The organism is Brevundimonas sp. Root1423 (assembly GCF_001426805.1).
The window spans coordinates 164,678-189,109 of sequence record NZ_LMFL01000045.1 but is presented as its reverse complement, the minus strand read 5'-3'; the positions used below and the strand labels follow the sequence as shown (position 1 = coordinate 189,109).

Here is a 24,432-nt window from a genome sequence, read left to right as displayed (position 1 = left end):
ACGGCCGGGGAGCCGGGGGACGCATGGAAACGACGAAAAAGGGCGGCGTGCCGCTCTATCTCTGGATGCTGCTGGGCTTCGTGGTGGGCTTGGGAGGCGGGCTTTACGTCAACCTGACCGGCCAGACCGTCATCCCCGAGGTGATGGACATCATCCAGGCGGTCGGACAGATCTTCCTGCGCCTGCTGTTCATGCTGGTTCTGCCGCTGCTGTTCGCAGCCTTGGCGGTCGGCGTCGCCGAGATGGGCGATCTGAAGTCGCTGGGCCGCGTGGGCTTCAAGACGCTGATGTTCACAATTGTCGTTTCCGCCATCGCCGTCGGCATCGGCCTGGGCATGGTCAATCTCTTCCGTCCCGGTGACGGCGTGGATCCGGTGCTGGCCCAGCAGTTGCTGGCGCAGGGCGCCGAGGGGGCCTCGGCTATCGTGGGCAATGCGCCCAAGTCGATCGAGGCCGGTCAGTTCTTCCTCGACATGATCCCGTCGAACGTCGTCACGGCCGCGGCGGAGAACCAGATTCTGCCGGTGATGGTCTTCGCCCTGATCTTCGGCATCGGCATGGTCATGGCCAAGAGCCCGGCCACGGACGCGCTCCAGAGCGCCCTGCAGGGGCTGCTGGAAGTGATGATGAAGCTGATCAACCTCGTCATCAAACTGGCTCCATTCGCGATCGCGGCCCTGATGTTCAACCTGTCGGCTGTGTTCGGCTGGGACCTGCTGGTGCGGCTGGGCGCCTATGCCGGCGTCGCCATAGGCGCGATGGCGATCCACATGTTCATCGTCTATCCGCTGCTGGTCTGGATTTTCGGCGGCATGAACCCGCTGAAGTTCGCCAACGGCGTTCGCGAACCCTTCGTGGTGGCGTTCTCGACGGCCTCGTCCAACGCCACCCTGCCGATCGCCATCAAGGCGGCGGAAGAAAAGCTGATGCTGCCGCGCCGCATCTCGCGCTTCGTGCTGACGGTGGGCGCGACGGCGAACCAGAACGGGACCGCCCTTTTCGAGGGCGTGACGGTCCTGTTCCTGGCCCAGTTCTTCGGCGTCGACCTGAACCTGCAGCAGCAGCTGGTGGTGATGCTGGTCTGCATCCTGGGCGGCATCGGCACGGCGGGCGTGCCGGCCGGTTCGCTGCCGGTCATCGCCCTGATCCTCACCATGGTCGGGGTGCCGGCCGAGGGCATCGGCCTGATACTCGGCGTCGACCGCTTCCTCGACATGTGCCGGACCACGCTGAACGTCACGGGCGACCTTGTAGCGGCCACCGTGGTCTCGCGTGGCGAGGTCGACGTGCCTGCGGACGTTGCGGGACCGGAGCCGGTCGCGCCGCCGGTCTGAGACGGCGTTCAGGGGGCGATGTCGGTGTCTGACCGGCCGCCCCATTCGGCCCAGCTGCCGTCATAGAGGCGGGAGGGCTTTCCCAGCACGGCCAGTCCAAGGCTGAGGATGGCGGCGGTGACGCCCGATCCGCAGGTCGTGATGACGGGCCGATCCGGGTCGACGCCAGCGTCGCGGAACGCCTGTTCGAGCGCCGGGCTCCGTTTCATCGTGCCGTCCGCCTCAAGCAGGGCCGGGAAGGGCAGGTTCAGCGCGCCCGGCATATGTCCAGAGCGCAGGCCGGCGCGGGGTTCGGCCTCACGGGCGTGGAAACGGCCGGCAGACCGGGCGTCGAGCACCTGCACGCCGCTCGCCAAGGCATCCCGGACATCGGCGAGTGCGGCCGCGGCCCCGGCGTCGAGGCGCAGCGAGAAGACAGCGGGATCGCGGGGAACGGCCGGGCCGTGTTCCACTGTCCGATGCTCGGCCCTCCATTTCGGCAAGCCGCCGTCCAGCACGCGCACATGTCCTGCGCCCATGACGCGGAACATCCACCAGGCCCGGGCGGAGGACCGGATGCCGACCGTGTCGTAGACGACGATGGCGTCCCGATCCGAAATTCCCAGACTGCCCATACGCGCGGCGAAGGCGACGGGAGACGGCAGCATGTGAGGCAGGGCGCTGGCCGTGTCCGAACTCGCATCCAGATCGAAGAAGACCGCGCCGGGGAGACGGGTCGTCTCGAAGTCGGGCCGGCCGTCGCGGCCGTCCAGATGCCAGCTGGCGTCGACGAGACGGAGGTCCGGGTCGCCCAGGCGGGCGGCGAGGTCTTCGGTCGAGATCAGGGGCGAGGCGTCGGTCATGGAGGCGTCCGGCACGCCCGTCAGTCGCGCGCGAGGACCAGTTGTATCACGTCGGTCCGGGCCGAGCGGAAGCCCGCCTCGCAGTACGCCAGATAGAAGCGCCACAGTCGCCGGAACCGTTCATCGAATCCGCCCATGCGGCGGATGTCGCCCCAGGCCGTCTGGAAGCGTTCGTCCCAAAGCTTGAGGGTCTCGGCATAGTCCTGACCGAACCGCTCGATGACGCGCCAGTCGAGGCCGGCGCGGTCGATGACCGGCTTCAACTCCTTCTCCGACGGAAGCATGCCGCCCGGGAAGATGTATTTCTGGATGAAGTCGGTGCGCTTGTTGTAGCCGCCAAACAGGTCATCATCGATGGTGATGATCTGCAGGCCCGCCTTGCCGCCGGGCTTCAGCACATCGTGGATCTTGCCGAAATAGGCGGGCCAGTACTCGATGCCGACGGCCTCGAACATCTCGATGGATGCGACCCGGTCGAAGGTCCCCTCGACATCGCGATAGTCGATCAGCTGGATATCGACGCGGTCCGACAGACCGGCGTTGAACATGCGCTGGCGGGCGAAGTCGTACTGCTCCTGCGAGATGGTGACCGCCGTCACGCGGGCGCCGGCTTCCCCGGCGGCGAACTCTGCAAAACCGCCCCAGCCGCAGCCGATCTCGAGTACCGACTGGCCGGATTGCAGGTCCATCAGGCGGGCAAGGGACGCGTATTTCTCGCGTTGCGCGGCTTCGAGCGCCATGCCGGCCCGCGTGAACCGGGCCGAGGAATAGGTCATCGATGGGTCCAGCCAGGACGCATAGAAGGCGTTGCCCAGGTCATAGTGGGCGTGGATGTTCTTCCGCGAGCCCTTGCGGCTGTTTCGGTTCATCCGGTGGGAAAACCAGTGGACCGCCTTCATGGCCGGGTGGCCGTCCACCAGACGACGGATGTGATCGTAGTTGTTGGCGAAGGATTCCAGCAGGGCCGCGAGGTGCGGGCTTTCCCACTCCCCGGCCATATAGCCTTCCGCGAAGCCGATATCGCCCGAGGCCAGAACGCGGCGGGCGAAGCGGTAGTCCCTGATATCGAAGATCGCAGATACGCCGGGCTGTGAGCCATCCAGCTGATGCACCTTTCCGTTGGGCAGCAGGACAGTCAGGCGGCCAAAGGTCCAGTTGGAGGTCAGAAGGCGCAGCAGGAATGAGAACCCGCGGGGGGTGCGGGCGCCTGCCTCATGCCGCTCGGCGGTGACCGACGTCATGGGCGGAACTCTCCGACAGGCGGCCGAGGGGCGTCAATCCCCTTCGGCCTCGCGGCCAGCGATGACGGACTTGAGGGCGTCCAGCGCCCGCTGGCGGGCCTCGGCGTGATCAACGATCGGATCCGGATAGTCATGAATCCCCGCAGCGATGTCCGCCGGCGCTGTCCATGGCGCGTGGAGCCAGCGGTCGGGCAATCGGCTGAGTTTGTATGACCGGATTGAAGATTCGGAAGTACGGTGAAGCATCGGCTCCGGATCCAGCGACCCACTGCCAATTCTGAACATTGGAGGCGAGGTCGGCGTCCACAAGGGTGTTCCAGAACCACCGCTCACCTTCGCGCCAGTCGATCAGCAGGTGTTTGATCAGGAAGGAGGCGACGATCATGCGGACCCGGTTGTGCATGAATCCTGTCGTCCAGAGCTCGCGCATGCCGGCGTCGACGATGGGATAGCCGGTCCGGCCCTGCTTCCATGCCTCGAGGCCGTCCGGGTCGTCGCGCCACGGCATGGCGTCATATTCGGGCCGGAACGCCGTATCGGTCATATGAGGAAAGGCGTGCAGCAGGTGGGCCGAGAACTCGCGCCAGCCGATCTCTGCGACGAACTTTTCCGCCTCGGCGGACGGGGCCAGACCGTCGGCGGCCGCCGCGCGTACGGCGTCGATCGGCCGCCACGGACTGATCTCGCCGAAGTGCAGGTGCGGCGACAGGCGGCTGGTCGCCGGCTCGGCGGGGCGATCGCGGCCGATGGAATAGGTTTTGAGGCCATGGGCGACGAAAGCGGCCAGGGCGGCGGACGCTCCCGCCTCGCCCGGGCTCCAGTCGAAGCCGCCGGACCAGTCGGGCCGCGCGGGATGCAGCGCCCAAGCGTCGATGTCATCGGACGCAAGGGTGGACGGGCTTACAAGCACACGCGGGCCGGCTGCCCGGGGCGGCGGCGAGGCTGTGGCGAGCAAGGCCTTCATGAAGGGCGTAAAAACCTTGTACGGCTGGCCCGCGCCGTTCAGCACGCTGCCCGGTCGAGTCAACGCCCTCGGTCTTGAGGGTGTGGGCGATATCGGCGTCGCGGGCGAAGGCGTCCGGTTCGAACAGACGGTTCATATAGACGGCGTCGGCGCCGGTATCCGCGACCAGCCGGAGCAGTTCCGCCTCGCTGTCGCCGCGGCGCAGGATCAGACGAGAACCGCGCTCTCGCAGCGAGGCCTCGAGGGCGCGCAGGGACTTGTCCAGCCACCAGAGCGAGGCGGCGCCCATCGGCCGGACGGCCGCGCCCTGATCGAGGATGTAGACGGGAACGATCGGCCGCCCGGTCTCCAGAGCATGGGTCAGGGCCGGATTGTCGGCCAGACGAAGGTCCTGACGGAACCAGAGGATGACAGGACGGTCGTCGGCCTTGGTGGTCATGCGGTCGGGCTCCGTGATAGCTTGCGAACCTATACGTCCGACGCCACCTGATGGCCGCATGAGTGCGGCATCGACCGTGCGTCTCCAAGCCGCAAATCCGGGAAGCCTGCCTTGTCCAAGCCAAACGCCGTCATCGACATCAAGGAAGGCCTGACGCGGCCCGTCACCATCGGCGGCGGTCAGCGGATCGTCTTCATCGCCGGCCCCTGCCAGCTGGAAAGCCGCCAGCACGCGCTGGAGATGGCCCATGCGCTGAAGGAGATCGGCGAGCGGCTGAATGTCGGCATCATCTACAAGACCAGTTTCGACAAGGCGAACCGGACCAGCGCCACCGCCGCGCGCGGTTTCGGCCTTGAAGGCTCGCTGCCGATCTTCGCGGAAATCCGCGAGGTCACGGGTCTGCCGGTGCTCACCGACGTGCACACCGAGGAGCATTGCCGCATCGCCGCCCAGGCCGTCGACGTGCTGCAGATCCCTGCCTTCCTGAGCCGCCAGACCGACCTGCTGCTGGCCGCCGCCGCGACCGGCAGGGTAATCAACATCAAGAAGGGCCAGTTCCTGGCCCCCTGGGACATGAAGAACGTCATCGCCAAGGTGGTCGGGGCGGGTAACCCCAACGTCATGGCCTGCGAGCGCGGCGCCAGCTTCGGCTACAACACCCTGGTGTCGGACATGCGCGCCCTGCCGGTGCTGCGCGAGATCGGCTGTCCGGTGGTGTTCGACGCGACCCATTCGGTGCAGCAGCCGGGCGGGCAGGGCACCTCCTCGGGCGGGCAGCGCGAGTTCGTGCCGGTTCTGGCGCGGGCCGCCGTGGCCGTGGGCGTGGACGCGGTCTTCATGGAAACGCATCAGGACCCCGACAATGCGCCGTCGGACGGGCCGAACATGGTGCCGCTGGACCAGTTCGAGGCCCTTGCCGCCGACCTGATCGCCTATGACGACCTGACCAAGGCGCGGATGGCGAAGGCCGCCTGAATCCGATAGGCCAAGGATATGGCTGACCGCACGCTCGATCTCGGACAACTGCAGGCGCTGCTAGAGAGGGTGCGCGGGCTGAAGGTCGCCTGTGTCGGCGACCTGATGCTGGACCGCTATGTCTATGGCGAGGTCAGCCGGATCTCGCCGGAAGCGCCCATCCCCGTGCTGCGCACGCGCCGGACCATCGCCATGCCGGGCGGGGTGGGCAATGTGGCGCGCAACGTCGCGGCGCTGGGCGGCACAGCGCGGCTCGGAGCCGTGGCGGGGCAGGATGCGGCCGGCGACGAGCTGACCGCCCTGATCGCGGCGGAACCGGGCATAGAGGACGCCGTCGAACGGCGGGCCGGCGTGGCCACCATCGTCAAGACCCGCTTCGTCGCCGCCGGCCAGCAGCTGCTGCGCCTGGACGAGGAGGCGGCGGCGCTGATGGGCGATGAAAGCGAGGCCTTTACGGGCGCTTCTGTATATCTGTTGTCAGATTACTCGAAGGGCGTGGTCAGCGATCTGGTGATCGCCCAGGCCCTGTCGGCGGCGCAGAAGAGCGGTGCGCCGGTCGTGGTCGATCCCAAGGGTCGCGACTTCGCCCGTTATGGCGCGGTCGATCTGATCAAGCCCAACGCCAGCGAACTGGCCGCCGCCACCGGACTGCCGGTCGAGAGCGACGCCGAGGTCGAGGCGGCGCTGAAGGCGCTTCTGCACGCGACGACGGCCAAGGCCGTGGTGGTGACGCGGGCCGGCAAGGGCATGAGCCTGATGCGGCGAGGCGAGGCAGCCAAACATTTCCCCGGTCGGGCGCGGGAGGTGTTCGACGTCTCGGGCGCCGGCGACACGGGACTGGCGGCGCTTGGTCTTGCGCTGGGCGCGGGCGCATCGCTGGAGACGGCGGTCGAGTTTGCGATCCTGGCCTCGGGCGTGGTGGTCGGGAAGGCGGGGACGGCGGTGGTCACGCCGGCCGAACTGATCGACGCCGAGATGAGCCAGCACGCCGCCGGGGCCCACGCCAAGGTCATGCCGCTGGAGGAACTGGCGCATGTGGTCGAGGGCTGGAAGCGTCAGGGGCTGAAGGTCGGCTTCACCAACGGCTGCTTCGACATCCTGCACCGGGGCCACGTGGCCTATCTGGCGCAGGCGCGCGGCTGGTGCGACCGGCTGGTGGTGGCGCTGAACACGGACGCCTCGGTGCGCCGGCTGAAGGGCGAGGGGCGGCCGATCAACGATCTGGACAGCCGGGCGGTGGTCATCGGCGGCCTGCAATCAGTGGACCGGGTGACGGCCTTTGACGATCCCACGCCGCTGGCCCTGATCGAGCGGCTGCGGCCCGACGTGCTGATCAAGGGCGCGGACTATACGCGTGAGGGCGTGGTCGGCGGCGATCTGGTCGAGAGCTGGGGCGGCGAGGTCAGGCTGGCCACGTTCGAGGACGGCTATTCGACCACGAAGACGGTCGAGAAAATGAAGGGCGAAGCATGATCCGGCGCATGATCGTGGTGACGGGCGGGGCCGGTTTCATCGGCTCGAACATCGTCGCGCGCCTGTGCGCCGAGGGCCGGCGGGACATCGTCGTCTGCGACCGGCTGGAGACGGCCGATCTGGGCAAGTGGAAGAACCTGGCCAAACATCCGATCGCCGACTTCTGGGAGCCGGAAGAGCTGTTCGACCAGCTGGAGCGCAACGCGGAGCGCATTGAGGCCGTGGTGCATATGGGCGCCATTTCCTCGACGACCGAGCCCGATTCGGACCTTATCCTGCGCACGAACTTCAGCCTTTCCCGCGACCTCTGGGCCTGGTGCGCCTTGCGCGACGCCCGGCTGATCTACGCCTCTTCGGCGGCGACATACGGCGATGGCGGCCTCGGGTTCGAGGATCAGGACGATCTTCGCTCCCTGACTGCACTCAGGCCGCTAAACGCCTACGGTTATTCAAAATATCTGTTCGATCAGTATGCAGCGCGACAGGCCCAGTCACGCACGGCGCCCACGCAATGGGCGGGTCTGAAATTTTTCAATGTCTATGGACCGAACGAGTACCACAAGGGCGGGATGAAGTCGGTCGTGGCGCAGATCTGGCCGAAGGTTCAGGCCGATCAGCCGGTCACCCTGTTCCGCTCGCATAATCCGAACTACGCCGACGGCGGCCAGATGCGCGACTTCGTCTTCGTCGACGATGTGGTCGACATGGTCGAGTGGCTGCTGGAGACGCCCGAGGTCTCGGGGGTGTTCAACGCCGGTTCGGGTCAGGCGCGGTCCTTCCTCGATCTGGCCAACGCCACCTTCGCGGCGGCGGGCAAGACGCCGCGGATCGAATATGTCGATACGCCCGAGAGCATCCGCGACAAGTACCAGTATTTCACCGAGGCGCGGATGGAGCGTGTGCGCGAGGCGGGCTTCAGCGGGCAGTCCACGCCTCTGGAAGAGGGCGTGCGCCGCTATGTGCAGGACTTCCTCTCTACGGCGGACCCGTATCGATGAGTTTGCGCAGGCTGACCTTTCGCCAGTGGGTCGGCTGGATCGGCCTGACGATCGTTCTGTTGCTGGTGACCGCCGTCGCGGTCTGGCGGGGAGACATCCTCAAGGCCGGGCTGGATCCGCAGGTGCCGTTCCAGACCTATACGCCGCCGCCCGCGCCCGACTACGGCGCACCGGCGGCCTGGGCGCTGCGCGAGACGCGGACGCCGGGGGCGGGGCCGGCGGCGATCTTCTTCGTCCATTCGACCACCTATGACGGCGGCAGGGAGTGGAACGGACCGATCGGAAACCGCGGCGCCGATACGTATCTGAGCCGGGTGGTTCTGCCCAACTACGCCGGGCCGTTCGCTCGGGCCGGCGCGATCAGCGCGCCGCGCTACCGGCAGAGCAGCCTCTATACCCGCCTGACGCTCCGCGAGGACGCACGGGAGGCGCGGGCTTTCGCCTATGGCGATGCGGCGGCGGCGTTCGATGTCTGGATCGCCAACCATCCGACTGGTCCGATCGTGCTGGCCGGGGTGGAGCAGGGCGGCGACATCGTCGAACGGTTGGTGCGCGAGCGGGTGGCTTCCGATCCGGCGCTGCGTCGACGGCTGGTCGCGGCCTATCTGATCGACACGGTGGCTGCGGTCGACGGCCTTTCGCCGCAGGTTCCAGCCTGCGCGCGCCGGGACCAGGTCGGCTGCGTCGTGGGCTGGTCGCCTGTGGGCGTGAGCAATGACGGCGCGGCGCGGCGCAGGTTGCGCAGGGCTCTGGTCTGGGATGCGCGCGGGCGGCTGGTCGAGCTGGCGGGTCGGCCGGCCCTGTGCGTCAACCCGGTCACGGGTTCGACCGACATGGCCACGGTCGAGGCGCGGTTCCACAAGGGCGCGACCAACGCCACGGGCCTGGAATGGGGCGCGCGACCGGCGCTGATGGCGCGGGAGATCGAGACACAGTGCCGGGACGGCCTGTTGCGGCACTCGGAGCCGACGACCGAGTCCTTCCGCGAGACCGGCAGCTGGGCGGATCGAAGAAAATCTCGTCCGTACAATCTGTTCTACGGCGATATTGAAGCCGATGTTCAGGCGCGGCTGACGGCGTGGCAGGCGCGGCCGGCCGCCTAGTCGATCCCCGGGCGGTCGTTGCGCCAGTCGAACAGGGCCTCCAGCACCTTGACCGCCTCGCCGCGCGGGCTGGTGAGGTCCGGGTCGCGGCCGAGCACCAGACGCGCGTCGTCTGCCGCGGTCAGCATCAGGGCGCGATGCCGGATCGGATCGGCGAAACGGTAGGCCGGGAATCCGCTCTGTTTGAGCCCCAGCGGATCCCCGCCGCCCCGCAGGCGGAAATCTTCCTCGGCGATCTCGAAGCCGTCCTCGGTGCGGCGCAGGGTCTCCAGCCGGGTCTTCGCCGTCTCGCCGAGGCCGTCGTCGCCGCCGCCGTACAGCAGGATGCAGGCGCTGGCCTTGGCCCCGCGGCCGACGCGTCCGCGCAGCTGGTGGAGCTGGGCCAGGCCGAAACGGTCGGCGTGTTCGATGACCATGATGGTGGCGTTGGGCACGTCGACCCCGACCTCGACCACGGTGGTGGCCACCAGCAGCGGGATGCGGCCGTCGGCAAAGTCCGCCATCACGGCCTCGCGTTCGGCCCCGGGCATTTGGCCATGGGCGAGACCGACCTCAACCTTCAGGATGCGGCGCAGGTCGGCGGCGCGGGCTTCTGCGGCGGCCAGATCGCTGGCCTCGCTCTCGGCCACCAGCGGGCAGATCCAGTAGGCCTGGGCGCCGCCGTCGATGGCGGCCTTCAGCCGTTTCGCCACCTCGCCGATCCGGGCCAGCGGCAGGACGGCCGTGGTCACCGGGGTGCGGCCCGGCGGCTTCTCGGTCAGGCGTGACACCTCCAGTTCGCCGTACTGCGTCAGTTCCAGCGTGCGCGGGATGGGGGTGGCCGACATTGTCAGCAGGTGGACGCCGCCGGTGCGGGGGTCGCCCTTGGCCTGAAGGCGCTGGCGCTCGTTGACGCCGAAGCGGTGCTGTTCGTCGATGACCGCCAAGGCCAGACGGTCGAAGCGGACGGCGTCCTGGAACAGGGCGTGGGTGCCAATGGCGACCTGCGCCTCGCCCGAAGCGAGGGCGGCGAGGCGCGTGCGGCGCTCGGCGGGCGTGTCCCGGCCGGTCAGGAGGACGGCGCTGACGCCCGCGGCTTCCATCATGGGCGCGATGCGCTGGAAATGCTGGCGGGCCAGTATTTCGGTCGGCGCCATCAGGGCGGACTGGAAGCCCGACGCGGCGGCGTCGGCCAGGGCCAGCGCGGCGACGGCGGTCTTGCCCGAGCCGACGTCCCCCTGCAGCAGCCGGCCCATCTGTTCGCCCGAGGCCAGGTCGCGGCGGATTTCGGCGATGGCCTGATCCTGGGCGCCGGTGAGCTGGAAGGGCAGGGAGGCCAGCAGGCGGGTGGAGGCGTCGCCGGGGTGGATGACCGGGGCCGGGGTGATCTGACGCGCGCGCCGGCGGCGGGCGAGCGCCAGCTGGTGGGCGAACAGTTCGTCATAGGCCAGCCGCTGGCGGGCCGGGGCGTCGGGCTCCAGATCGGGCTCGGCTTCGGGGGCGTGGAGGCGCTGCAGGGCGGCGCGCCAGCCGGGCCAGCGGGTTTTCGCGACCCATGCAGGATCCTGCCATTCGGGCAGGTCGGGAGCGTGCTGAAGCGAGGCCTGCACCAGTTTGCGAATGACGCGGGAGGTCAGGCCCTGTGTGGCCGGATAGACGGGCTCGATGGCCGGGATGTCGCCGGCCTGTTGGGGGGTGAAGATGTCCGGGTGGACGATCTGCACCTCGTTGTTGAACCGCTCGACCTTGCCGGTCACCAGCCGGGTCTGCCCGCGGGGCAACAGGCGGTCGATGTGCTGGGCCGAACCGCCGAACCAGATCAGGTGGACGAAGCCGGTGGCGTCGGTGGCGCGCACCTTGATCGGCGCGCCGGGCTTTGACGGCACGATCAGACGGTCGATGCTGATCTCGAAGATGCCGACCTGACCCTCAACGGCGTCGGCGGCGGTCATGGGGCGCCGTACGACAAGGCCGGCCGGGGACAGGAAGGCCACGTCGCGCACCAGCGGGCCGGCCAGTTTCTGGACCAGCGGCAGGACCTTCGGCCCGACGCCCTTGAGGGTCGAGACTTCGGCGAACAACGGGAAGAGAATCTCGGGGCGCATCGTCAGGAATACATCCTAAGATTGTATTTCTGAATCGTCGGCGCTATCTTGCAGGCGTCGATGTCGGCGAGGGCGGAGGGCAGGCGCATGTCGGTCCAGGATCTGCAGAACAATCTACGCGCCAAGGGATACGACCCCGGGCCCGCGGACGGCCAACTGGGGCCAAACACCTTTCAGGCCCTGGCCGGGTACATGTCGGATGGCAGGGCGCCGGCGGGTACGGGCGCGCTGATCGCGCAGTACGCCGATGAGGGGGGCCTGACCACCCGTCTGCGGCTGATCCATTTCTTTGCGCAGGTCAGTCATGAGAGTGGTTTCCGCCCGATCGCCGAGAACCTGAACTACTCGGTCGACGGCCTCAAGCAGACCTTTTCCTCGGCGCGGATTTCACGGGCGCAGTGCGAGGCGCTGGGCCGGGCGCCGGGGCGACCGGCGGACCAGCAGGCCATCGCCAACGCGGTCTATGGCGGCGCCTGGGGCGCGGCCAATCTGGGAAACACCCAGCCCGGGGACGGTTGGCGCTATCGGGGAAGGGGGCTGATTCAGCTGACTGGGCGGGCCAACTACGCCCGCACCGGCGCGACCTACGAGGCGGATCCGGATCAGGTGACGACACCGGCGGGCTCGGTGCATTGCGCGATCGACTACTGGCGCACGCGAGGGCTGAACACACCAGCGGACGCCGACGACGTGGCCCGCGTCACCCGACTGATCAATGGCGGCGCTCTGGGGCTGGCGGAGCGTATCGCCCTGACCAATCGCGGAAAGGCGATCTGGCCGGCCTGAGCACGGTGGCGGCGGGGCTCCTGCCCCGCTATATCCCCCGCTTCATGACCGATGACCGTGAGCAGACCCGTCTCGCCCGCGCGCGCTTCCGCGCGTGGCGCCGAGGCTTTCGTGAAGCCGATCTGGTGCTGGGTCCCTTCGTGGACAGCGTCGGTCCGTCGCTGACCGTGCCGACCCCTGACGAGCATGAGACCCCGGTGATGGGCAAGATCCGCGACTTCATGCGCGACCACGTCGCCGCCGCCGTGGCCGAGGGCGCCGGTTGATGGACGCCGTGCTGCCCAAGCGGGGCGATCAGGAACTGGGCGGGGCCCCCGAGGGTCTGGACGCGCTGACGGTCGCCGAGCGGCTGAAGGCGGACGGCGGCGTCGCCGTCTTCGTCGCGCGCGACTATGCGCGCATGGGCGAGTTCGTTCAGGCGTTCGGCTTCTTCGCCCGGGACATCGAGGTCATCGAGTTTCCCGCCTGGGATTGCCTGCCCTACGATCGGTTGAGCCCGTCTTCGTCTGTGTCGGCCGAGCGTATGGCGGCGCTGACGAAACTGGCCCAGCGACAGAAGGGCGACCGCAAGCCGACGCTGGTCGTGACCACGGTCGGTGCGGCGATCCAGCGGACGCCGCCGCGCGAGGTCACTTGCGGGGCCGGGTTCGAGACGACCGTCGGGCTAGATCTCGATACGGCGGCGCTGGAGCGGTATTTCGCGGCCAACGGCTATATGCGCGCCTCGACGGTGTCCGAGCGCGGCGAGTTCGCGGTGCGCGGCGGGGTGATCGACGTTTATCCGCCGGGCTTTGACGAGCCGGTGCGGCTGGACATGTTCGGCTCGGAGCTGGAGTCGATCCGTACCTTCGATCCGGCGACGCAGCGGTCGACCGGACAGCGGCGCGAGGTGTCGCTGGCGCCAGTGTCCGAGGCCCTGCTGGACCCCGAGAGCATTTCCCGGTTCCGCACCGGCTATCTGAGCCTGTTCGGCGCCGCGGGCGACGATCCGCTGTACGCCGCCATCAGCGAGGGCGCGCGGCGGCAGGGCATGGAGCACTGGCTGCCGCTGCTCTACGACCGGCTGGAGACGCTGTTCGACTATCTGCCGGACGAGGCCAGCCTGTTCCTGGACAATCAGGTCGAGGCGGCGCGGGCCGAACGCTGGACCCTGACGCGCGACGCCTATGAGGCGCGGCGCGATGCGGCGATGGGCCGGAAGGCGGGCGGGTCGGCCTATCGCGCCCTGCCGCCCGAGCGGCTGTATCTCGACGAGGGCGACTGGAACAGCGCCCTGGCCGGCCGGAGGGTGTGGCGGATGTCGCCGTTCCATGGACCGGGCGAGGACGCTGGCGGCCGTTTGGGACGCAGCTTTGCCGCCGAGCGGGCGCAGGACAGCGTCAATCTGTTCGAGGCCGTGGCGCGTCACGCCGAGGCGGTGAAGGCGGCAGGCAAGCGTGTGCTGTTCGCGTCGTGGACCGAGGGTTCGTCCGAGCGTCTGGCCGCCATGCTGGCCGATCACGGTCTGGAGCATGTGGTCGCCGTGCGCGACTGGGCCGACGTGCAGAAGGCGCCGAAGGACCTTTATCTGCGCGGCGTCCTGCCGGTGGAGCACGGGTTCGAGACCGATGAGGTCGCCGTCATTTCCGAGACCGACATTCTCGGCGACCGTCTGGCGCGACCGCGAAAGAAGCGGCGGGCGTCGAACTTCCTGGCCGAGGCTTCGGCCCTGACGACGGGCGATCTGGTGGTCCATCTGGATCACGGCATCGGGCGCTATGAGGGTCTGAAGACGCTGGATATCCAGCAGGCGCCGCACGACTGTCTGGAACTGCTCTACGCGGGCGACAGCAAGCTGTATCTGCCGGTCGAGAATATCGACCTGCTCACCCGTTACGGGTCCGACGCCGACGGGGCGCAGCTGGACCGGCTGGGCGGGGCGGGCTGGCAGGCGCGCAAGGCCAAGGCCAAGGCTCGCCTGCGCGACATGGCCGAGGGACTCATCGCCCTGGCGGCCAAGCGGTCGCTGCGGACCTCGGAGGCGATCACGCCGCCACAGGGGCTGTTCGACGAGTTCTGCGCCCGCTTCCCCTACGAGGAGACGGACGACCAGCTGAACGCCATCGGCGACGTGCTGGAGGATCTCGGCAAGGGCACGCCGATGGATCGCCTGATCTGCGGCGACGTCGGCTTCGGCAAGACCGAGGTGGCGCTGAGGGCTGCGTTCGTGGTGGCGATGACGGGACAGCAGGTGGCCATCGTCTGTCCGACGACCCTGCTGGCGCGGCAACATTTCAAGACCTTCAGCGAACGGTTCGCCGGCTGGCCGGTCACGGTCCGGCACCTGTCGCGGATGGTGACGGCCAAGGACGCGGCGGAAACACGCGCGGGCCTTAAGGACGGCTCGTTCGAGATCGTCGTCGGCACCCATGCGGTGCTGAGCGAACAGGTCGGGTTCAAGGACCTCGGGCTGGTGATCGTCGACGAGGAGCAGCACTTCGGGGTCAAGCACAAGGAGAAGCTGAAGTCCCTGCGGGCCGACGTTCACTTGCTGACCCTGACGGCGACGCCCATTCCGCGGACGCTGCAGATGGCGCTGTCGGGCATCCGCGAGATGTCGATCATCGCCACCCCGCCGGTAGACCGTCTGGCGGTGCGGACCTATGTGACGCCGTGGGATCCGGTGCTGGTGCGAGAGGCCCTGCTGCGCGAGAAATATCGCGGCGGTCAGGCCTACTACGTCGTGCCGCGCCTGAGCGACTTGCCCGACATCGAAAAATTCCTGCGCGAGCAGGTGCCCGAGATCAAGTTCGTGGTCGGTCACGGTCAGATGTCGCCGACCCAGCTGGAAGACGTGATGAGCGCCTTCTACGACGGCAGCTACGACCTGCTGCTGTCGACGACCATCGTCGAGAGCGGGCTGGACGTGCCGACGGCCAACACCCTGATCGTGCACAAGGCCGACATGTTCGGCCTGGCCCAGCTGCACCAGATTCGCGGCCGGATCGGCCGGGCCAAGGCGCGGGCCTTCGCCTATCTGACCACCCCGCCCGAGAAGCCGATGAGCCTGTCGTCGGAGCGGCGGCTGCAGGTGCTGCAGTCGCTGGACAATCTGGGCGCCGGTTTCCAGCTGGCCAGTCACGATCTGGACCAGCGCGGCGGCGGCAACCTGCTCGGCGACGAACAGTCGGGCCATATCCGCGAGGTCGGGGTCGAGCTGTACCAGCAGATGCTGGAGGACGCCGTCGCCGAACTGCGTCAGGCAGGCGAGGGCGGCGGCGTGGTCGACCGCGGCTGGTCGCCGGCGATCAACGTCGGCGCGGCCGTATTGATTCCAGAGGATTACGTCCCGGATCTGAACGTACGTCTAAGTTTGTATCGCCGTCTGTCAGACGCCGAGAACTCGGAAACGCGCGAGGCGCTGGCCGCCGAGTTGATCGACCGGTTCGGGCCGCTACCGGACGAGGCGAAGCAACTGCTGCGCATCGTCGGCATCAAGGCCAACTGCAAGACGGCCTGTATTGAGCGCATCGACATCGGGCCCAAGGGCGCCGTGCTGACGCTGCGCAACCACGCCTTCCCCAATCCGATGGGGCTGGTCGGTCTGATCCAGAAGAACCACGCCTTCTGGAAGATCCGGCCCGACCAGAAGATCGTCGTGAAGGGCGAGTGGGATACGGCGGCCGACCGGCTGAAGGTCGCCGAACGCATCACCGCCGATCTGGCCCGGGTGGCCGATGCGGCGTGACGGTCCGGGTGCGCGAGGCGACGGAGGCGGATTGGCCGGCGATCTGGCCGATCGTGAAGGCGACGGCGGCCGCCGGCGAGACCTACACCTATCCGCGCGACCTGACCGAGCCGTTCGGCAAGGCTTTGTGGAACCCGCCGTCGTGGGTGGTTCTGGTCGCGGTCGACGAGGCCGAAGCGGTGCTGGGCACGGCGAAGTTCGGCCCGAACCAGCTGGGACCCGGCGCCCACATCGCCAACGCCAGCTTCATGGTCGCGGCCGAGGCCCGCGGACGCGGCGTGGGAAGCGCGCTGGGCGAGGCGGTCGTCCGGGCTGCAGCGGAAGCCGGCTATCACGCCATGCAGTTCAACGCCGTGGTGGAGGCGAACCATGCGGCCGTGAGCCTGTGGCGATCGCTGGGGTTCGAGATCATCGGCACCGCGCCCGAGGCGTTCGACCATCCCCGTGAGGGGCTGGTCGGTCTGCACATCATGTACCGGCGGCTCTAGCCCTCGTGCGGGGCGGCGTTTTCAAAATGCGTCTCCCACCAGCCCTTCCAGCGGCTCTCCAGATCGGAAAAGGCGGTGTCTGACAGGCCGTAGGTGGTCAGGGTCAGCATGGTCGCGCCGCGCGGACGCTTGTCCGCCTTGGGCGGGCTTTCCGCCACGACCAGCAGGCCGTCGCCCCAGGCGTCGACCGTGACGCCGATCTGGTGGCGCGAGACGAACCAGACCTGTCCGGACGCATCGTCGGGGCCCAGCGGCATCGTATAGGGCTCGCCCGGCGCCGGGGCGGCGTCGAGGCCCAGCACCGAGCGGCCCAACTGATCAGCATGAGGCGGGCCCGAGAAGAAGATCGTGCGGCGCGTCTGGCCGGGATGGCGGGCGAAGGCGAAGGCCAGCTGCTGGGTGAAGGAAATCCAGCCCTCGATCATGCCGTCGAACACGTCGGTCCATTCACCGACGGGGGCGGAGCGGACCACGCGGACGACGCTGGTGTCGCCGCGCGCCTCGACCTCATAGCGGTCGTTGACGCCGACGAAGGTGACGGTGCGGCGCGCTTCGTCGGCCTCGGCGTGCGTGACGAAGATGAAGTCGATCTCGTCCTTCAGGGCGTCAGTGTCCCAGCCGAACCAGTTGGCGATCTGTTTCGGATCGCGCAGGGCCGCCCAGACCGCATCGGCGGGTGCGGGCACGGTGACCTCGACGAGGACGTGGTCTTCCACGGGCTTGGCGGCGTCGGTCATGGCGGTCAGTTCCTGGCTGGAGCGGGTCGGGGCGTCGCCGGATGGGCGGCGGCGGTGAGCCGGTAACGGCGGCCCGAAGGAGCAGAGTATTTGCGGGCGAGTGCCGCGACGGCGGCGCTGACCTCGTCGGTGAAGGTTTCGAAATCGCCGGGCGTGGCGAAGGTGACATCGGCCTCGACCGTCAGGGTCAGCAGGCGCGAGCCCTCGGCGGCGGCGTCCTGACGCATGCGGGCGACGTCGCGGACGATTGTCGAGGCGGTGGAGATCAGATGGTCGGCGGCGTGGCGATCCTGGGCCTCGACCGCGTCCGGGTCGGGCGGCCCCTGCATCATGGCCGGGTCGAAGACGTAGCTTTGGGCGGCGACGAAGAGGCGTTCAGTGAAGCCTCGCTTGCGCCGCTCTTCGGCCAGCCGGATCAGGCCCGCCGCCTCGAGCGCGCGGAGATGGTGGCCGATGTTCTGGCGGGGCAGCCCCAGCTTTTCCGACAGGCCGGCGGCGGAGGCTGGCTCGATCAGGGCGGCGAGGATGCGGCGGCGTATGGGCGCCAGCGCCAGAAGGGCGGTGTCCAGGTTGTCGAGCAGGGCGGAGGGACGCGCCGTCATGACGCGAACCTGCATTAGACAAATAAGATTGTCAAATGGGCGTCAGGCCTGCGACCTGACATTGCCCGAGGCGCGCTCAAGCACCGCGGCGGGGGACTCGCCCGATCCGACCTCGGCCACGCCAACCTCGAACTCGACGACGAAGGGCGAGCGGTCGGGACCCGCGTCGAAGGCGGTGCAGCCGATGACGGCGGCGATCCGGTCGGCGGCGATGCGTCCGGACGGCCCGTGGGTGGCAGGCAGGGCGAGGGCGAAGACGTCTGGAGACAGGCGCGCCGCCGTGTCCTCGGTGCGGATCAGGCGCGAGACCATGGCGCCGATCTGCGGCAGGGCGCGGTCGAGCCAGCCGCCCTTGCGGGCCTCGGCGACGGCCTCGGTTTCGGACACGCGCAGCACCGCCACCGAAAGCGGCCGGCGGCGCAGGCGGGCGCCCTCGGCGACGCGGGCCAGATGGCTGGCGAACAGCTGGGGCGTGAACAGGCCGGTGGCGGGATCGGTCAGGTCCGAACCGCGTGCGCTTTCCAGCGCCTTGCGGATGGCGACGTGACGGCGGTGGGCGCGCGCCAGGGCGGTGATGCGCTCGGCCGTTTCTTCCTCGGGCGTGTCAGCGGCGGCGACGTCGGCGAAGCCACGATTGTAGAGCTCGGCCAGATTGATCTCGCCGGAGCCGCGCAGATAGAGCACCGCCGGGATGTGATACAGGCGCGTATTCCGCTTCATGCCCGAGGCGATCGACAGGGCCGGGGTGTGGTCTTCGGCGCCCCAGAGGACGGCGGCGTCGAAGGGCTTTTCGTGCAGGTAGTCGAAGGCCGTGTAGGGCGTCGGGGCCGCCACGACCTCGCAGCCGCGAGCGGTCAGGGCGTTGGACAGGGCGAGGAAATGCCGGTCGGGCTTGCCCGCCGCCAGGACGCGTAGCGGAGTCGCATCGGTATCGGACAGTGGCAGGGGCTGGCCGCGCGCAGCGAAGGTGGCCTCGCGCAGGCTGACCTCTTCCTCGGCGATGGCGGAGCGGATCAGATTCTCCAGACGCAGCGCCGCCTGGGCCGCGTGGGGCGGAGCGGACATGGCGATGTCGGCTACCCCGGGTTCCCAGCCGGCGGCGTCCGCGCCGATGGCGAGAACGGGCAGGCGGCGCGGGGTGACGGTCTGACGCAGGGCTTCGACGCCCCGCGTCGCGTCGGGCATTCGGGCGTCGAGGATCACCGCCTCCAGCGGCCAGTCGATCAGGGTCTGGACGGCCCCCGCGAGCGAGCGGGCCGTGACGGTGCGCCAGCCGAGAGCGTCCAGCCCCTGACACAGCGGGCCGACCAGGTCGTCGTCAGGGGCGACGACCAGAATGCGCGGATCGGAACCCAAGATCGGAATCTCCAACCGCCCCAGCCCCCTGGCGCGGTTTCATGGCGGCGGACCATAGCGACCGCAGGCCGTTGGAAGCAACGGGTCTGCGATGGCTTTCCGACCAACGCTTTCCCCCCGGCCGAATTACGCTAGAAGTGCGCGCTTGAGGCGGTTGTGGGGACCGGATTGCAGGCCAAATCGGACATTGAAGTCGCCGCGCGCTGGGCCACGCCCATGTTGTGGGGCCGGCTGGCGGTCAAGGCGTTCACGCGCAGCTGGGGCCGCGACGTGATGCTGTACACGGGCGGAGTGTCCTTCTTCGCCCTGTTGGCGGTGTTTCCGGCCATCGCCATCCTGATCGGCTTCTACAAGGCGGTGCTGTCTATCGCCCAGGTCAGCGAGCAGGCGGCGGCCCTGGCCGACGTCATGCCCACGGCGGCGCGGGCCATCTTCCGGGCGGAGATCGAGCGGCTGGCCAACGCCTCGGCGCGGACAGTGTCGGCCCAGAGCTTCTTCGCCCTCGTCATCGGCGGATACGCTGCGCATCGCGGCTTCAAGGCCCTGCTGGCGGGGCTTAACCTGATCCATGACGAGAAGGAGCCCCACGGCTTCTTCAAGTTCAACCTGCTGGCCTTCTTCGTGGCCCTGGCGGCCTTTCTGCTGTTCACCGTGGTGTCCGGTGCGGTGGTCACCTCGCGGCTGCTGGAACATGCCGGCCCGGGAGAGGCGCCCGCCTCCAGCGGCCTGCCGCTCGATGGTCTGTGGCCGGCGCTGGGTCTCGCGATCGGCCTGACCATGCTCTACCGCTACGCCATGTCCCACCGGACGCCGGTGGCCTGGGTCCCCTCCATCGCCGGCGGAGTCGTGGCGACGGTGATGTCGACGATTTCGTCCTGGCTTTGCGCCATCTATGTCGAGCAGATCGCGCCGCTGGGGGCGACCTATGGTTCGGTCGGCGCGGTGGTCGTGTTGCTGATCTGGCTGTCGTGGAACGTCAACGCCATCTTCTACGGGGGCGCCTTCACCACCGAGATGGAGATCGCGGCGCGGTCGATCGGCGCGCCGGAGATCGAGCCGGACACGCCCCTCCCGGAAAGCGTCGTCAATCTGTCGGAGCGCCGGGCGTCTCGACCACGATAGTCAGGACGCCGTCGGCTTCGTCGATCGAGACGACCCTCCCTCCCAGGCCGGTCATCAGATGGGGCACGTCGATGCGCGCCATCGGATCGGTCGCCAGCAGGGTCAGACGCGCGCCCGCAGGTGTCTCGCGCATCGCCTTCTGAAGCTTCAGGCTGGGAGTCGGGCAGCGGTGGCCGCGGGCGTCGACGATCATGCGCCGATCCGGTCCAGAAGCATGCGCAGGGCGACGCGCACGCTTTCGAGGCGGATGGCCTCGCGGCCGAGGTCGCCGAAGCGGCGCTCGGCGTGGACCACGCCGGCGGGCCCCGAAGCGGCGAAATGGACGAGGCCGACGGGCTTATCGTCGGAGCCTCCGCCCGGACCTGCGATGCCGGTGACGGCTATCGACACCAGCGCCGTCGAGCGGTCCACCGCCCCCATGGCCATGGCGCGGGCGACGGCTTCCGAGACGGCTCCCTTGGCATCGATGAGAGCGGCGGGAACGCCCAGCATCTCGCTCTTGGCGGCGTTGCTGTAGGTCACGAACCCCCGGTCCAGCGCGGCCGACGAGCCCGCCACCGCCGTCAGGGCGCCGGCGACCAGTCCGCCCGTGCAGCTCTCGGCCGTAGCGATCATGAGTCCGCGGCCGACGGCTGCTTCGACGACCCGCAGGGCCAGTGCGTCAATATCGTCGGGGAACATGCGGCGAGGGGCCTTCCGAAGGGGCGGCGAGTCGGTCCAGGGTAGGGCAAAGCGCCTGATAACGGCGCCAGCATACGGGGCGGGCATGAGTGACACCACCGGGGACACGGCTATCGACACGCGCGCGCCCGACAGGCTGACGCCGCTGCTGTTCGCCCTGGCCATCTTCACCTCGGCTTCGCTGGTGTTCGTGGTCCAGCCGATGGTGACGAAGCTGGTCCTGCCGATGCTGGGTGGATCGCCGGCGGTGTGGAACACGGCGATGGTCTTCTTCCAGACCGCGCTGCTGGCCGGCTACGGCTACGCCCACCTCCTGCAGAAGGTCGGCTCGATCAAGACACAGGTGGCGATCCATCTGGCGCTGCTGGTCGCCGCCGCCCTGTTCCTGCCGCTGCATATCAACGGCTGGCTGGGAGACCCTGACCCGTCGGCGCCGGTCGGCTGGCTGTTGGGGACCCTGGCGCTGTCGGTCGGCGCGCCTTTCGCGGTGCTGTCGGCGACGGCCCCGCTGCTGCAGGCCTGGTATGCCCGGGTTCGCGCGGGATACGCCGATGGCCAGAACCCATATGTGCTGTACGCGGCCTCCAACCTCGGCAGCTTCCTGGCGCTGCTGTCCTACCCGATCCTGATCGAGCCGCTGGCGACCCTGTCCGGGCAACGGTGGGGCTGGAGCGGCGGCTATGTCGCTTTCATGCTGATGGTCGTGGCGCTGGCCTTCGTGGTCTGGAGCCGGCGGCTGGACCGCACGGCCGAGCCCGCCCGGCTCGCCGCCAGTCCGCCGATGACGCTGCGCGAAAAGGTCATTCTCGTGCTGCTGGCTGCGGCGCCGTCCAGCCTGATGCTGGGCGTGACCTCGCACCTGTCGACCGATGTAGCCTCGGCTCCCTTCCTGTGGGTCGTGCCGCTGGCCCTGTATCTGCTGACTTTCGTCATCGCCTTCCAGAACAAGCCCTGGATTCCGCTAAACGCGACCTTGCCGATCCAGGCGGCGATCGGCGCGGTCTGCGTTCTGACGGTCGCCTTCCGCTCGGCCAACTGGAATATCGCCTTCGCTATCCACCTGGCAGCGTTCTTCTTCGCCGCCCTGATGTGTCACCAGTTGCTGGCGGCGCGGCGGCCGGCGCCGGATCGGCTGACGGAATTCTATCTGCTGATGTCGCTGGGCGGCGTCGTGGGCGGAGCGTTCACTGCCCTGATCGCGCCGGTCATTTTCAACATGGTCTGGGAGTATCCGCTGGTTCTGGTGCTGGTCGGCCTGGCCCGGCCGTGGGGCAAGGGGCCGTTGAACGGCACGCAGACGGGGGTCGTCGTGGCCGCCCTTGTCGTGGCGGCGTCGCCAGTGCTGTTGTCCCTGTGGTTGAACAGCAACGACGGCGCGCGAGCCGCCTTCTACGCCACCTCGCCCTTCGAGATGGGGCAGTTGGCGATGATCATGCTGTTGCCGGTCGCCATCTGCGCCTTTCTGGTGCGCGGGCGGGCGCTGGCTTTCACAGCCATCCTGCTGGCCATCACCCTGTCGTCGCAGTGGATCGCGAGGGGCTATGACTGGAGCTATTCCGGCCGCAGCTTCTTCGGCGTGATGCGGGTGGCCAATTCGCCCGACCCTCGACTGGGCGGCGACGTGCATGTGCTGATGCACGGCACGACCCTGCACGGGGCACAGGCGCGGGACCCGCGGTTCGACTGCGTGCCGACCCTGTATTACGCCCCCGCCACGCCGATCGGCCAGGCGGCCGAGATGGTCGAGGCGCGGGGCCCCGCCCGGATCGGCGTGGTCGGTCAGGGCTCGGGCGCCATGGCGACCTACAAGCGCGCCGAGGACTCGATGACCTTCTTCGAGATCGACCCGATGGTCGACCGGCTGTCGCGCGATCCTGAATGGTTCAGCTATATCTCCGACTGCGCCGCCGGGCCGATCGACACGGTTCTCGGCGACGCGCGGCTTACCCTGGCGAAGCAGCCGGCGGGTTCGTACGACCTGCTGATCATCGACGCCTTCTCGTCGGACGCGGTCCCGACCCACCTTCTGACGGCCGAGGCCATCGAGGGCTATCTGAAGCTGCTCAAGCCGAAGGGGGTGGTGGTGCTGCACCTGTCGAACCGCAACCTCGACATCACCCTGCCGGCCATCGCGGCGGCGCAGGCGCTCGGCAAGTCCAGCCTGCACCAGATCTACTACGAGGGGGACTCGACCCCCGAGATGGCCGAAGCCTCGACGGAGGCCCTCATCCTGTCGCCGACGCCCGAGGGGCTGGCCGACTTCCGCGCTGACGCCCGGTGGAAACAGCCTCTGCCAACGACGGTGAGGCCGTGGACCGACGACTACGTCAATCTGTTCGGCTCGCTGTGGCGCAGCATGTTCCCGCCGGCGGAACGGCCGCTCTAGGCGGGCAGTTCGATCGTCGCCAGCGCCTGGGCGGCGAGGCCTTCGCCGCGACCGGTGAAGCCCATGGCCTCTGTCGTGCTGGCCTTGACGCTGACGGCGTCGAGCGGAAGCGACAGGATGTCGGCCAGCCGTTCGCGCATCGCCTGACGGTGCGGCTTCACCTTGGGCCGCTCACAGATCAGGGTGACGTCGACGTTGACGAGCCGGCCGCCGCGCGCGGTCAGCCGTTCGACGGCGTGGATCAGGAACAGGTCGGACGCCGCACCCTTCCATTGCGGATCGGTCGGCGGAAAGTGATCGCCAATGTCCCCGTCGCCCATGGCGCCGAGCAGGGCGTCCGTGAGCGCGTGCAGGCCGGCGTCAGCGTCGGAATGGCCGATCAGGGTCTGGTCGTGCGGAATTTCGACGCCGCACAGCCAGACGGATGTTCCTGGCCCCCAGCGGTGGGCGTCAAAGCCCTGACCCACGCGGATCTGGCGGGGGATGAGCGCTTCGGCCATGGCGAAATCCTCGGGGAAGGTCAGTTTCATCAGCCGTGTATCGCCCTCGACGATGCGGACACGGCCGCCGGCGCGTTCCAGCACTGCCGCTTCGTCGGTGGCGGTCTCGCCAGCGGGCCAGGCGGCGTAGGCGTCGACGATGGCCTGATAGCGGAACGCCTGCGGGGTCTGGGCGCGCCACAGGCCGTCGCGCTCTACGGCGCCTGATACCAGGCCGTCGGCCGCGCGGCGCAGGCTGTCGGCGACGGGCAGGGCGGGCAGGGCCCCGTCGGCGTCGTCGAGCGCCGCGATCAGGCGATGGATGACGGCGTCGTCGAGGAACGGACGGGCGGCGTCGTGGATAAGGACAGGCCGGTCTCCAGCGCCGCCCAGCGCCTGCAGGCCGTTGCGCACCGAGGCGGCGCGGGTGTCTCCGCCCGGCGTCAGTCGCCAGCCGGAAAGACCGTCGAGGGCGTCGCGTGCTTCCGCGTCCGAGCCGGGGGCAACGACCACCAGGACATCTTCGGCCCCTGCCTTCAGCAGGGGCGCGGGAGCCGGAGCCGGCGGCGACCACGATGGCGGCGAAGGCGGGTGCGGGCGTGGTCATCCCGGCCT

20 protein-coding genes and 2 pseudogenes are annotated in these 24,432 nt (G+C 68.8%); 11 read left to right on the top strand and 11 right to left on the bottom strand.

Going from position 1 to position 24,432, the window contains the following annotated elements; all coding sequences use genetic code 11:
- Positions 1-23: 23 nt before the first annotated feature.
- Entirely contained in the window at positions 24-1,334 is a 1,311-nt protein-coding gene (locus ASD25_RS22530; RefSeq protein WP_056620649.1) for a dicarboxylate/amino acid:cation symporter, read from the top strand.
- Between the two features lie 8 nt (positions 1,335-1,342).
- On the opposite strand, the gene ASD25_RS22525 is transcribed toward ASD25_RS22530, so the two are convergent.
- The 4 genes and pseudogenes from ASD25_RS22525 to ASD25_RS33370 all read right to left on the bottom strand — a co-directional run bounded on the left by ASD25_RS22525 (position 1,343) and on the right by ASD25_RS33370 (position 4,820).
- Positions 1,343-2,176, bottom strand: a complete 834-nt coding sequence (locus tag ASD25_RS22525; protein ID WP_056621380.1) for a sulfurtransferase — start codon at positions 2,174-2,176, stop codon at positions 1,343-1,345.
- Between the two features lie 20 nt (positions 2,177-2,196).
- On the bottom strand, positions 2,197-3,417 hold the full coding sequence (locus ASD25_RS22520) for a cyclopropane-fatty-acyl-phospholipid synthase family protein (RefSeq protein ID WP_056620646.1): 1,221 nt from the start codon (positions 3,415-3,417) through the stop codon (positions 2,197-2,199).
- A gap of 33 nt (positions 3,418-3,450) precedes the next feature.
- A pseudogene (locus tag ASD25_RS33375) lies at positions 3,451-3,961 on the bottom strand (FAD-binding domain-containing protein).
- A 331-nt stretch (positions 3,962-4,292) separates the two neighbouring features.
- Positions 4,293-4,820: a deoxyribodipyrimidine photo-lyase gene (locus ASD25_RS33370; RefSeq protein ID WP_369816664.1), complete on the bottom strand. Its 528-nt coding sequence runs from the start codon at positions 4,818-4,820 to the stop codon at positions 4,293-4,295.
- A 111-nt stretch (positions 4,821-4,931) separates the two neighbouring features.
- Between ASD25_RS33370 and kdsA the strand changes: the two genes are divergently transcribed.
- From kdsA to ASD25_RS22495, 4 genes are read left to right on the top strand one after another with little or no spacing between them, the layout of a single operon-like run.
- On the top strand, positions 4,932-5,795 hold the full coding sequence (gene kdsA / locus ASD25_RS22510; protein WP_200943694.1) for a 3-deoxy-8-phosphooctulonate synthase: 864 nt from the start codon (positions 4,932-4,934) through the stop codon (positions 5,793-5,795).
- A gap of 18 nt (positions 5,796-5,813) precedes the next feature.
- The gene (gene rfaE2 / locus ASD25_RS22505; RefSeq protein WP_056620644.1) at positions 5,814-7,268 is read left to right on the top strand and encodes a D-glycero-beta-D-manno-heptose 1-phosphate adenylyltransferase; all 1,455 of its coding nucleotides are present in this window, start codon (positions 5,814-5,816) and stop codon (positions 7,266-7,268) included.
- Positions 7,265-8,266, top strand: a complete 1,002-nt coding sequence (gene rfaD / locus ASD25_RS22500) for an ADP-glyceromanno-heptose 6-epimerase (RefSeq protein ID WP_056620642.1) — start codon at positions 7,265-7,267, stop codon at positions 8,264-8,266. Before rfaE2 ends, rfaD begins: the two co-directional genes overlap by 4 nt.
- Entirely contained in the window at positions 8,263-9,369 is a 1,107-nt protein-coding gene (locus ASD25_RS22495) for a DUF3089 domain-containing protein (RefSeq protein WP_056620639.1), read from the top strand. The genes rfaD and ASD25_RS22495 overlap by 4 nt, the downstream gene beginning before the upstream one ends.
- Here the strand turns inward: ASD25_RS22495 and recG are convergent.
- Positions 9,366-11,453 (bottom strand): ATP-dependent DNA helicase RecG, encoded by a 2,088-nt coding sequence (recG, locus tag ASD25_RS22490; RefSeq protein WP_056620636.1) that lies wholly within the window; start codon positions 11,451-11,453, stop codon positions 9,366-9,368. The two genes, ASD25_RS22495 and recG, sit on opposite strands and share 4 nt — an antisense overlap.
- Before the next feature lie 87 nt (positions 11,454-11,540).
- On the opposite strand from recG, the gene ASD25_RS22485 reads away from it, so the two are divergent.
- The 4 genes from ASD25_RS22485 to ASD25_RS22470 are packed head-to-tail and all read left to right on the top strand — an operon-like array spanning position 11,541 to position 16,454.
- Positions 11,541-12,239, top strand: a complete 699-nt coding sequence (locus ASD25_RS22485; protein ID WP_056620634.1) for a peptidoglycan-binding protein — start codon at positions 11,541-11,543, stop codon at positions 12,237-12,239.
- A gap of 44 nt (positions 12,240-12,283) precedes the next feature.
- Positions 12,284-12,505 (top strand): succinate dehydrogenase assembly factor 2, encoded by a 222-nt coding sequence (locus ASD25_RS22480; protein WP_056621377.1) that lies wholly within the window; start codon positions 12,284-12,286, stop codon positions 12,503-12,505.
- Entirely contained in the window at positions 12,505-15,966 is a 3,462-nt protein-coding gene (gene mfd / locus ASD25_RS22475; protein WP_056620632.1) for a transcription-repair coupling factor, read from the top strand. The genes ASD25_RS22480 and mfd overlap by 1 nt, the downstream gene beginning before the upstream one ends.
- Positions 15,967-15,974: 8 nt before the next feature.
- Positions 15,975-16,454 carry a GNAT family N-acetyltransferase gene (locus ASD25_RS22470; protein ID WP_200943693.1) on the top strand — a complete coding sequence of 160 codons (480 nt, stop codon included), beginning with the start codon at positions 15,975-15,977 and terminating at the stop codon, positions 16,452-16,454.
- Here ASD25_RS22470 and ASD25_RS22465 read toward each other — a convergent pair.
- Genes ASD25_RS22465 through ASD25_RS22455 form a run of 3 tightly spaced genes read right to left on the bottom strand, consistent with a single transcriptional unit; the run spans position 16,451 to position 19,149 of the window.
- A complete protein-coding gene (locus ASD25_RS22465) occupies positions 16,451-17,191 on the bottom strand; it encodes an SRPBCC domain-containing protein (RefSeq protein ID WP_056620630.1) in 741 nt (246 codons plus the stop codon). The genes ASD25_RS22470 and ASD25_RS22465 overlap by 4 nt on opposite strands.
- A gap of 5 nt (positions 17,192-17,196) precedes the next feature.
- Positions 17,197-17,793 carry a winged helix-turn-helix domain-containing protein gene (locus ASD25_RS22460; RefSeq protein ID WP_082572611.1) on the bottom strand — a complete coding sequence of 199 codons (597 nt, stop codon included), beginning with the start codon at positions 17,791-17,793 and terminating at the stop codon, positions 17,197-17,199.
- A 42-nt stretch (positions 17,794-17,835) separates the two neighbouring features.
- On the bottom strand, positions 17,836-19,149 hold the full coding sequence (locus tag ASD25_RS22455; RefSeq protein WP_056621375.1) for a diguanylate cyclase domain-containing protein: 1,314 nt from the start codon (positions 19,147-19,149) through the stop codon (positions 17,836-17,838).
- Positions 19,150-19,365: 216 nt separating this feature from the next.
- On the opposite strand from ASD25_RS22455, the gene ASD25_RS22450 reads away from it, so the two are divergent.
- Positions 19,366-20,271 carry a YihY/virulence factor BrkB family protein gene (locus ASD25_RS22450; RefSeq protein ID WP_056621373.1) on the top strand — a complete coding sequence of 302 codons (906 nt, stop codon included), beginning with the start codon at positions 19,366-19,368 and terminating at the stop codon, positions 20,269-20,271.
- On the opposite strand, the gene ASD25_RS22445 is transcribed toward ASD25_RS22450, so the two are convergent.
- Entirely contained in the window at positions 20,234-20,464 is a 231-nt protein-coding gene (locus tag ASD25_RS22445; protein ID WP_056620626.1) for a sulfurtransferase TusA family protein, read from the bottom strand. The genes ASD25_RS22450 and ASD25_RS22445 overlap by 38 nt on opposite strands.
- Positions 20,461-20,952: a CinA family protein gene (locus ASD25_RS22440; protein ID WP_056620624.1), complete on the bottom strand. Its 492-nt coding sequence runs from the start codon at positions 20,950-20,952 to the stop codon at positions 20,461-20,463. Before ASD25_RS22440 ends, ASD25_RS22445 begins: the two co-directional genes overlap by 4 nt.
- 85 nt (positions 20,953-21,037) lie before the next feature.
- Between ASD25_RS22440 and ASD25_RS22435 the strand changes: the two genes are divergently transcribed.
- Positions 21,038-23,338, top strand: a complete 2,301-nt coding sequence (locus ASD25_RS22435; RefSeq protein ID WP_056620622.1) for a spermidine synthase — start codon at positions 21,038-21,040, stop codon at positions 23,336-23,338.
- Here the strand turns inward: ASD25_RS22435 and ASD25_RS22430 are convergent.
- Positions 23,335-24,424 (bottom strand): annotated as a pseudogene (locus tag ASD25_RS22430) (bifunctional 2-C-methyl-D-erythritol 4-phosphate cytidylyltransferase/2-C-methyl-D-erythritol 2,4-cyclodiphosphate synthase). The gene ASD25_RS22435 and the pseudogene ASD25_RS22430 sit on opposite strands and share 4 nt — an antisense overlap.
- Positions 24,425-24,432 lie beyond the last annotated feature (8 nt).

What these genes read in the sequence shown, in the direction of transcription:
- ASD25_RS22530 (WP_056620649.1), top strand. Translation starts at nt 24, where the DNA reads ATGGAAACGACGAAAAAGGGCGGCGTGCCGCTCTATCTCTGGATGCTG.
- ASD25_RS22525 (WP_056621380.1), bottom strand. Translation starts at nt 2,176, where the DNA reads ATGACCGACGCCTCGCCCCTGATCTCGACCGAAGACCTCGCCGCCCGC.
- ASD25_RS22520 (WP_056620646.1), bottom strand. Translation starts at nt 3,417, where the DNA reads ATGACGTCGGTCACCGCCGAGCGGCATGAGGCAGGCGCCCGCACCCCC.
- ASD25_RS33370 (WP_369816664.1), bottom strand. Translation starts at nt 4,820, where the DNA reads ATGACCACCAAGGCCGACGACCGTCCTGTCATCCTCTGGTTCCGTCAG.
- rfaE2 (WP_056620644.1), top strand. Translation starts at nt 5,814, where the DNA reads ATGGCTGACCGCACGCTCGATCTCGGACAACTGCAGGCGCTGCTAGAG.
- rfaD (WP_056620642.1), top strand. Translation starts at nt 7,265, where the DNA reads ATGATCCGGCGCATGATCGTGGTGACGGGCGGGGCCGGTTTCATCGGC.
- ASD25_RS22495 (WP_056620639.1), top strand. Translation starts at nt 8,263, where the DNA reads ATGAGTTTGCGCAGGCTGACCTTTCGCCAGTGGGTCGGCTGGATCGGC.
- recG (WP_056620636.1), bottom strand. Translation starts at nt 11,453, where the DNA reads ATGCGCCCCGAGATTCTCTTCCCGTTGTTCGCCGAAGTCTCGACCCTC.
- ASD25_RS22485 (WP_056620634.1), top strand. Translation starts at nt 11,541, where the DNA reads ATGTCGGTCCAGGATCTGCAGAACAATCTACGCGCCAAGGGATACGAC.
- ASD25_RS22480 (WP_056621377.1), top strand. Translation starts at nt 12,284, where the DNA reads ATGACCGATGACCGTGAGCAGACCCGTCTCGCCCGCGCGCGCTTCCGC.
- mfd (WP_056620632.1), top strand. Translation starts at nt 12,505, where the DNA reads ATGGACGCCGTGCTGCCCAAGCGGGGCGATCAGGAACTGGGCGGGGCC.
- ASD25_RS22465 (WP_056620630.1), bottom strand. Translation starts at nt 17,191, where the DNA reads ATGACCGACGCCGCCAAGCCCGTGGAAGACCACGTCCTCGTCGAGGTC.
- ASD25_RS22460 (WP_082572611.1), bottom strand. Translation starts at nt 17,793, where the DNA reads ATGACGGCGCGTCCCTCCGCCCTGCTCGACAACCTGGACACCGCCCTT.
- ASD25_RS22450 (WP_056621373.1), top strand. Translation starts at nt 19,366, where the DNA reads ATGTTGTGGGGCCGGCTGGCGGTCAAGGCGTTCACGCGCAGCTGGGGC.
- ASD25_RS22445 (WP_056620626.1), bottom strand. Translation starts at nt 20,464, where the DNA reads ATGATCGTCGACGCCCGCGGCCACCGCTGCCCGACTCCCAGCCTGAAG.
- ASD25_RS22440 (WP_056620624.1), bottom strand. Translation starts at nt 20,952, where the DNA reads ATGTTCCCCGACGATATTGACGCACTGGCCCTGCGGGTCGTCGAAGCA.
- ASD25_RS22435 (WP_056620622.1), top strand. Translation starts at nt 21,038, where the DNA reads ATGAGTGACACCACCGGGGACACGGCTATCGACACGCGCGCGCCCGAC.